The sequence below is a fragment of the Pseudoalteromonas sp. S3260 genome, assembly GCF_005886925.1.
Classification (GTDB): Bacteria; Pseudomonadota; Gammaproteobacteria; order Enterobacterales; family Alteromonadaceae; genus Pseudoalteromonas; species Pseudoalteromonas tetraodonis.
This window is the reverse complement of the sequence record NZ_PNCV01000047.1, coordinates 1-8,597: the sequence shown is the minus strand read 5'-3', so window position 1 is coordinate 8,597 and position 8,597 is coordinate 1. Positions and strand designations below refer to the sequence as shown.

The window sequence follows — 8,597 nt, the reverse complement described above, 5'->3', positions numbered from 1 at the left end:
GTGATCACCGGACGGATACGAGCAATTTCGGTTTGTATTATATCTAACTCGCCTTGGCGTATTTGACTAGTATTAAAAATAAGCCGTATGGATACTATAAGACTGTTAAATAAAAGTAACAAAGTTTAACGTTTACACACACATCCAAAAGGTCAAACATGCACACAATAAATAAAACAGCACTATCAATAGCCGTTGCGTTGGCTTGTTCAATGCCATTGAATGCTCAAGAAGCTTCTACGGATAAAGAGCAAGCGTCAGAAAAAGAAACAGTTTCATTAGAAATCATTTCGGTAACAGCAACTAAGCGCAAAACAAGACTAATGGAAACACCTGTTGCCATTACAGCATTAACTGAAGCTGAGCTGAAAAGAAACGGTGTTAATAGCGTTAAGGACATTGCTAACTTAGTCCCTGGCTTAGATATTTCAACTGCAACAGATCAAGCTGCGCCGGTTATTTCAATGCGAGGTGTACGCTCTACTAATATTACTGAGCTTGGCGATCCGGCTGTGGGTGTTCACCTTGATGGTATTTACTCACCACGTATGCAAGGTGCCCTTGCATTGATGTACGACATAGACAGGGTTGAAGCTCTAAGGGGTCCACAAGGCACTCTATTTGGTCGTAACTCAACGGTGGGTAGTATTAATGTTATTTCAGCAAAACCAGAGTTTACCGACTTATATGGCAACGTTAGTATCGAAGCGGGAAACTTTAATAGTAAAAATATTGATGCCGTTTTAAATATTCCTATTAATGATGAATTTGCCGTTAGGTTTTCAGGAAAAGGCTTGAAACGGGATTCTTATTTAGAAGGGTATTACGATCCTAACCAATATGACTCAAGACGCTTAAGCGACGATATTCTTAATGCGCCGGTAATCTCTGAAGATTCTTATCAAGGCGTGGGTCAAACAATTACCCAACGAGAAAACTGGTGGATAGATGGCGCTGGCACAGATCCAGAAGCGCAAAAAGTTCGCGCACTAACACCAGCTGATAAAAGCAATTTTTACAATAATGCGGATGAATATTCATTTAGAGTTAGCACCCTATGGGAGCCTTTAGATGGTAATTTTTCAAACCACACCGTTTTTCAAAAGTATGTAAATGATAGCAATAACAACCTAGATTTAGTTAACTGCGATAAAATTCGCGGCAGAAGTGCTGAACTAGGGGGAGACTGCACCAACTTTTTACCCAGCGATAATACTTATCAGGCGGTTGTAAATGTGCCCGGTAAGCTTAATTTAGACATCACGTACTTAAGAAATACCCTTAACTACGACATAAACGATGAATATTCGCTTGTCTGGTTATTGGGCTATGAAGATATGGAACGCTCTTCAGCACAAGATAGTGAAGTAGGTTTAGACCCTTGGGATGGCGCAACTTACTTTTTAGACGGCACTGGCGCAGAATCTTTTTCAACTGAGCTGCAAATACAATCTGATGAATATGGCGACTTTATCTGGATTGCAGGTATAAATTACTTTCATGAAAGAACAAAAACCTTAGGTTATTACGATAACCCTATGGATGACAAAGCGTTTTGGGATCAACCCGATCGTTCTACCGATGCCCTCGCATTATTTGGCCAAGGTACATACAACTTAACTGAAAAGTTACACCTAACACTTGGCTATCGATTTAGTGATGAAACAAAAGAAGATAAAGGCGGAAAAACCTATCGCTGTTCTAATGCTGATGGCTGCGCCGTAGGTTGGTTAAATAGAACTGATTTAAATAACCTTCCTGTTGATTACTACGAAGACCCTTCTATTTATGCGTCGTACTTTGAAAACGACAATAAGGGAAGCTGGAAACACCATGATTTTCGTGTCGGTTTAGATTATGACATTTCACCTGAAACCATGGTTTATACCTATCTTGCCAGTGGCTTTAAAGCCGGTGGTATTGGTGATGTTTACGAAGTGGTAAACGACAGAACCGGTGACGTTACTCGTTTTGAAACCAAGTTTAATCCAGAAGAAGTACTTACTTGGGAATTAGGGGCTAAATCGAGCTTTTTTGATAACTCATTAAACTTAAAAGCGGCATTTTTCTATACTGACTACACCGATATGCAATATGCATCAGTAGGCTCTATCGGTAATGTTGAGCGCTTATCTGTAGTCGAAGATGAAGATGGCTCTCCCATTTTAGACGGTAATGGCGAGCCTGTTCTTGATTTTCAAAACAAACCTGTCATTGCTTATTACACACAAAATGTCCCTGGTTCAACAATAAAAGGGATTGAGCTTGAGTTTGACTGGAAGCCGTATCCAAATGGTCGAATTAGTGGTTACGTAACGTGGACTGATGCAAAAGTTACTGAAGATTGGAATACTAAATGGGATTACGACGCGGAGTATCTGTTTGATATTTCTTATGAAGAATCAAAAGATCCTGAAAATACCCTGTTAGCTACCAATCTTAAGGGGAATAATTTAGCAATGACCCCTGAGTTTACCGCCAATATCAGTTACACACATACACTCAACTTAGGAGAGTATGGTTTTGTTCACGCATGGTTAAATGCCAGTTGGAAAGATGAGTCGTACTCAACGGTATGGAATGTTGATAAACATTTAGATGACATGGATTTTCAAGTGCCAGATGAAGCAACAAAATATATCGATGATAGCCGCGATGCGTTTGCCGTATTTAACGCCTCTATTAAGTATGAGCCGCAAGGACAAAACTGGTTTGCAGAAGTGTTTGTTAATAATGCTTCAGATGAAACTATTCAATACTGGAATAATACTGGCAAAGGGATCCCCAAAGGCAGCTTTGGCATGCCGAGATACTACGGCATGAGAGCGGGTTTTTCATTCTAAATAACCGAGTAAAAAATTACCCTCCTACAGTCTAGAGTATTGTAGGAGGTGCTTGATTAAATAAGGAATTTAATAATGAAAACGAAGCTAATTTCAACCTTGGTTGCTGGCCTTATAGTTATTTCACCCGCCACACACGCTAACTATTTTAAAGACGATTTTTCGTGGGGATTTGACACTCGTATTTGGAGTGCACGTAGTGGCGATAATGGCTCGCCTTTTGGCTGCGAATTTACTCCAGGAATGATTAATCCAAGTCAACACGGCATCACTCTTTCCTTATCAGAAGGTGCGTGTGCTGAGCTGCAAAGTAATCACTTTTATAGTTTTGGTAAGGTACAAGGTAGTGTTAAGTCGGGCAATATCGCCGGTACCGTGTCTTCTATTTTTACTTACACCTCATGGTGGGATTCGCCAGGGCGTGCGTGGCAAGAGATAGATATCGAACTATTACCTTCTTTAGGCAATGTCGTTCATACCAATGTTATCTACCAGCCCCAAGGAGGCACATATCAAAGCTGGGAAGAGGATATTGATTTAAGCCAATTCGGGCTTGATTACAGAGAAAACTTATTAACCATTGGCTTTGATTGGTCAAGTTCATCAATTCGTTGGTATCTCTTCGACTCACAAGGAAACGAGAAAACAATTAGAGTGATGTACAAAGACAATGGGGATGGCGTAATAGCTAATAATGAAATTCCCAGCTATGCGTGGCCAATTGATAAAACAAAAATAATGATTAACCAGTGGAATGGTGACAACTCGACTCAAGGAAATTACTTTCCGGGTCAATACTACGGCAGCCCTTCATGGGCATATTATGATTTTATTGAATATATTCCACACTAAATTAATCAATCCGTATTTATAAAACAGTATTTAATCTCGAAGGTTTTAAATGTCGAAAATAAAACACCCTAAATTATTACTTTGCTTATTGCCTGTTTTTGGCATGTTTAACTGCCAAAATGTATTGAGTGCAGACAATCAGCAAGTTAATTGGCCTTATGTGAACACACAACTTAAGCGTGATCCTGCCGTTGAAAAACAGATTGATAAACTGCTCGAAACAATGACTATAGAGCAAAAAGTTGCGCAAATGATACAGCCAGAAATTGGCTATTTAAGTGTAGAGCAAATGAAAAAGTATGGATTTGGCTCTTATCTAAATGGCGGGAATACCGCCCCTTATGGTAACAAACGAGCGGATCAAGCTACTTGGTTAAAATACGCAGATGAAATGTACCTGGCTTCTATGGATTCGACCATAGATGGTATTGCGATCCCGACGGTGTGGGGGACCGATGCCATGCATGGGCATAGCAATGTGTATGGTGCTACGCTATTTCCGCATAATATTGGCTTAGGCGCAGCGCGCGATGGCGATTTAATAAAACGTATAGGGCAAGCAACAGCAAAGGAAGTGTCGGCCACGGGTATTGAGTGGAGTTTTGCACCCACAGTAGCGGTTGTCAGAGATGATCGCTGGGGGAGAACCTATGAAAGCTATTCAGAAGATCCTGACTTAGTTAAATACTATGCGGGTAACATGGTGACTGGTATTCAAGGTGACATAGGCGCTGACTTTTTAAAAGGCAGTAACCGTATTGCCACCGCTAAGCACTTTGTGGGAGATGGAGGAACTGAGCGAGGTATTGACCGCGGTAATACGTTAATTGATGAAAAAGGGTTAAGAGATATTCACAGCCCAGGTTACTTTTCAGCGATTAATGAGGGAGTGCAATCCGTTATGGCATCCTTCAATAGCTGGAATGGTAAACGTGTACATGGCGATAAACATTTATTAACGGATGTACTTAAAAACCAGTTAGGTTTTGATGGCTTTGTTGTAAGCGATTGGAATGCGCATAAGTTTGTAGAAGGCTGCGATTTAGAGCAATGTGCGCAAGCAATTAACGCGGGCGTTGATGTAATCATGGTGCCAGAGCATTTTGAAGCCTTTTATTATAATACTGTTAAGCAAGTGAAAGAGGGGGTAATAGCCGAATCAAGAATAAACGATGCGGTTAGACGCTTTTTAAGGGCTAAAATCCGCTGGGGGGTGTTTACAAAGGGTAAACCATCAGCGCGACCTGAATCACAACACCCGCAGTGGTTAGGCGCTAATGAGCATCGCACTTTGGCAAGAGAAGCGGTTCGCAAGTCACTCGTTCTATTAAAAAACAACGAAAACGTTTTGCCAATTAAAGCGCATAGCCGCATCTTAGTTGCCGGTAAAGGCGCCAATGCAATCAATATGCAAGCCGGTGGCTGGAGCGTTTCTTGGCAGGGCACAGACAATACTAATAGCGACTTTCCAAATGCGACCTCTATTTATGCAGGTTTAAAGTCGCAAGTATTAAAAGCAGGCGGTGAAATAAGCTTAAGTGAGTCTGGTGACTATAAAACCAAGCCAGATGTAGCCATTGTTGTTATTGGTGAAGAGCCTTATGCTGAGTGGTTTGGTGATATAGAGATGCTAGAGTTTCAGCATGAAAGCAAACACGCTCTAGCACTGCTGAAAAAACTTAAGGCAGACAATATTCCGGTAGTCACCGTATTTTTAAGTGGTCGCCCGCTTTGGGTCAATAAAGAACTCAATGCATCAGATGCCTTTGTTGCTGCATGGTTACCAGGCTCTGAGGGTGAGGGAGTTGCAGACGTATTACTAACAGATAAAAACGGTAACAGTCAGTTTGATTTTAGCGGTAAGTTGAGTTTTTCGTGGCCTAAATACGACGACCAATTTAGCCTTAACTTAGGCGATGTAAATTACGACCCGCTCTTTGCCTATGGCTACGGGCTAACTTATCAAGACACAGTAAACATACCTGTTGTGAGTGAAACTACAAGCCCTAAAAAAATCGTTAAAAGCGATGCACACCCATTGTTTGTAAAAAGTTTAGCTAAAAATCTCACTTGGGCGTTAGCTGATACAACAGCAAAGGTTTTAACTAGTGGTTCATCGGCCACCAGTGGCGATAAAAAAAGTTTGTTAATGCAATCGGTTAATTTATCGTATCAAGAGGATGCAAGGCAGTTTAAGTGGCAATCTCAATCCTCAGATGCAACGCTTAGCCTAAGTTACTTAAAACCTACGCTACTCGAACGCAAATTTAAATCAGGTTACCTTGAACTAAAGATGCGATTAGATAAAGCTCCAGAGCAAGGTGCCCAGTTACAAGTAATGTGTAATTTAGATAACTGTTTAAGAAGTATTGATTTTTCATCGTTTGAAAAAACAATGGCAGATAAGCGCTGGCATACTTTATCAATCGCACTCAATTGCGCCGATAGCGAACTGATTGAACAATCCATGTCAGATGTAATTCGTATTTCAGCTCAGCGTTTAAGTTTAGCAGTTGCAGATATCACGTTGACTGCAAAACCTAATAATGACGCATTATCAATCACGTGCTCAAAATAAATAAGGCAAAGGCAGTTGATAATAAGTAAGCTATTCAACTGCCTTTAAAGTTGGACGTATTAATTTGAATTCCAAAAATCCCAGAAGTCATCTTTTCTGGTTGTTTCAGAGCTGCGGTTGGATTGTGTATGCAATGCTGACCGAGCTAATGATAAAAATACCAAGCGACGAGCCATGGTCGATACATATTCCGCATTTAGTTATTGATGTAGCGTGTGGCTTTTTAATTACCTTGCTTTTAAGAAGGGCTTATAACTGCTCAAAAAGGCAAGGGATTAAAGTTAAAATAGCACTGCACCTAGTGCTGCTGTTAACTGCCACATTAATTTGGACACAAATTAAATGGGCGTCTTTGCAGTGGTTATATGGCAATTGGTGGCTTTCAATGACATGGTTTGACTTTGGTACATGGACGTCTGCATCGTTAACTATGCTCTCAACGTGGACTGCTTTTTATTACGGGATAAAAATATATCTCGACAATTTAGAGCAAACTCAAAAAGCCGCAGAAGCGACACACCTAGCTAAAGAATCACAGCTTAAAATGCTTCGATATCAGCTTAATCCGCACTTTATGTTTAACAGCATTAATGCTATTTGCACCTTAATCTTAAAAAAAGAAAGTGTGCAGGCAGTGAATATGCTCGAAAAGCTTTGTGATCTATTGCGCCATAGTTTGTATACCGATCCGCTTGAAAAAGTAGCGATTAAAGAAGAAATTGCCATATTAAAAACCTACTTAGATATAGAGCAATGTCGATTTACTGACCGGTTAGAGGTTAATATTAACGTTGATGAACCATGCAACGATTTATTAATACCTTCTTTATTAATTCAACCATTGGTAGAAAACGCGTTAAAACATGGTATGCGAGCAGATCAAAAAATGGTGATCACAATTAAAGTTGAAAAAACAAAAACCGCATTGCTCATTAAAGTTGCAGATACTGGTAAAGGGTTTGACGATAATAAAAAATCGAAAAGGGGCATTGGCTTGGCTAATTGCGAGCAACGCTTAAAATTAATGTATGGAAATAGCCATCGCATTGAAAAAGGCAATGGCAAATCAGGCGGCGCATGGCTTTGTATTTCTCTTCCTATTAATGGTTTGCAATAATGATTCAATTAAAAACATTACTTGTTGACGATGAATACAGCGCTATTGAAGGGTTGCGTATTCGTTTAGAGGCCTTTGCTGAAATTGAAGTGATTGGCAGTGCACAAAGTGTTGATGACGCTATTAACGTACTTAACAAACATGACGTTGATTTAGTGTTTCTAGATATAGAAATGCCAACAAAATCAGGCTTTGAACTAATTAAATATTTTCAACCAGAAAGCTGTCCAGCGGTTATTTTTGTTACTGCGTTTCACCAGCATGCCGTTAAAGCATTTGAGGTAAGAGCTCTTGACTACTTACTCAAGCCCGTTAAGTTAGCTCGCCTTGCAGAAGCCATAGAAAGAGTAGTAAAAACAGAGCAACTCCACAGAAAAAATACATTGATTGAAGTACACCAATCGCTGATAGAAAACGAACATCAAGAATTAGAAAGCTCAAAAAACTCAGAATATAAATTTGAAGCCGAAAACTTAGTCATCCAAGATGCTAAAAACCCAATTCAAATAATTCCGTTTAAAGATATTTTATGGATTGATGCCGCAGGCGATTATATGTGTGTTCATACACTGGCTGAAACCCATGTAATGCGTGCGCGTTTAAAAGATCTTGAAAAAAATACCTTACCAGAAGACTTCTTACGCATACATAAATCAACCATTGTTAATTTAAGCCATATCAAACAGCTCAACCCATTACGTAATTCTGAATATATGGCGGTGTTAGATAACGAAAAAACACTCAAGGTAAGTAGAACGTACAGTAAAAACTTAAAGAGCTTAATAAAACAATAACGGTGGTTTTTTGGTAACACCACCGCCAACATTATCAATGTGGACGGAGAGCTTGCTTACGTTAGAAGCGCAGCTTCTGATTTATAATGTTTTAATCACTTCTCTAAAAGCGCAGCGCCTCTTAATCTCTTTGTGAATAACGCCCTTACAAACTTAAATGCACAAAAAGAAATGAATGAGGGGTAAATGAGAAGTTCAAAATCACCATGAGTATTTAAACACCAGCAAGCTATATTTTAGAGATAATATTATCGTCTATTTTCAATGTGGACATAGAGCTTACTTACGTTAGAAACACAGTTTCTCATTGCTAAAACCTAAAACCTGCGCGAGGTAAACTCCCGCCTACAATATAAAAATTGCGCTTGCAAAAGGCTCGGTGTTTTATTTTTATTACCTGACCGCTGACCGCT

5 protein-coding genes are annotated in these 8,597 nt (G+C 39.7%); all 5 read left to right on the top strand.

Annotation, left to right across the window (positions count from 1 at the left end):
- Positions 1–158 precede the first annotated feature (158 nt).
- Complete coding sequence (locus CWC14_RS09435; RefSeq protein ID WP_138562572.1) at positions 159–2,843, top strand: TonB-dependent receptor; 2,685 nt, start codon at positions 159–161, stop codon at positions 2,841–2,843.
- 75 nt (positions 2,844–2,918) lie between these two features.
- Entirely contained in the window at positions 2,919–3,695 is a 777-nt protein-coding gene (locus CWC14_RS09430) for a family 16 glycosylhydrolase (RefSeq protein WP_075169810.1), read from the top strand.
- A 49-nt stretch (positions 3,696–3,744) separates the two neighbouring features.
- A complete protein-coding gene (locus CWC14_RS09425) occupies positions 3,745–6,273 on the top strand; it encodes a glycoside hydrolase family 3 protein (RefSeq protein ID WP_138562570.1) in 2,529 nt (842 codons plus the stop codon).
- A gap of 133 nt (positions 6,274–6,406) precedes the next feature.
- Entirely contained in the window at positions 6,407–7,390 is a 984-nt protein-coding gene (locus CWC14_RS09420; protein WP_138562568.1) for a sensor histidine kinase, read from the top strand.
- A complete protein-coding gene (locus tag CWC14_RS09415) occupies positions 7,390–8,184 on the top strand; it encodes a LytR/AlgR family response regulator transcription factor (protein ID WP_024600782.1) in 795 nt (264 codons plus the stop codon). Before CWC14_RS09420 ends, CWC14_RS09415 begins: the two co-directional genes overlap by 1 nt.
- The last annotated feature ends 413 nt before the right edge of the window (positions 8,185–8,597 follow it).

Excerpts from the sequence above, each read along its gene's own strand:
- CWC14_RS09435 (WP_138562572.1), top strand. The coding sequence starts at position 159 with ATGCACACAATAAATAAAACAGCACTATCAATAGCCGTTGCGTTGGCT.
- CWC14_RS09430 (WP_075169810.1), top strand. The coding sequence starts at position 2,919 with ATGAAAACGAAGCTAATTTCAACCTTGGTTGCTGGCCTTATAGTTATT.
- CWC14_RS09425 (WP_138562570.1), top strand. The coding sequence starts at position 3,745 with ATGTCGAAAATAAAACACCCTAAATTATTACTTTGCTTATTGCCTGTT.
- CWC14_RS09420 (WP_138562568.1), top strand. The coding sequence starts at position 6,407 with ATGCTGACCGAGCTAATGATAAAAATACCAAGCGACGAGCCATGGTCG.
- CWC14_RS09415 (WP_024600782.1), top strand. The coding sequence starts at position 7,390 with ATGATTCAATTAAAAACATTACTTGTTGACGATGAATACAGCGCTATT.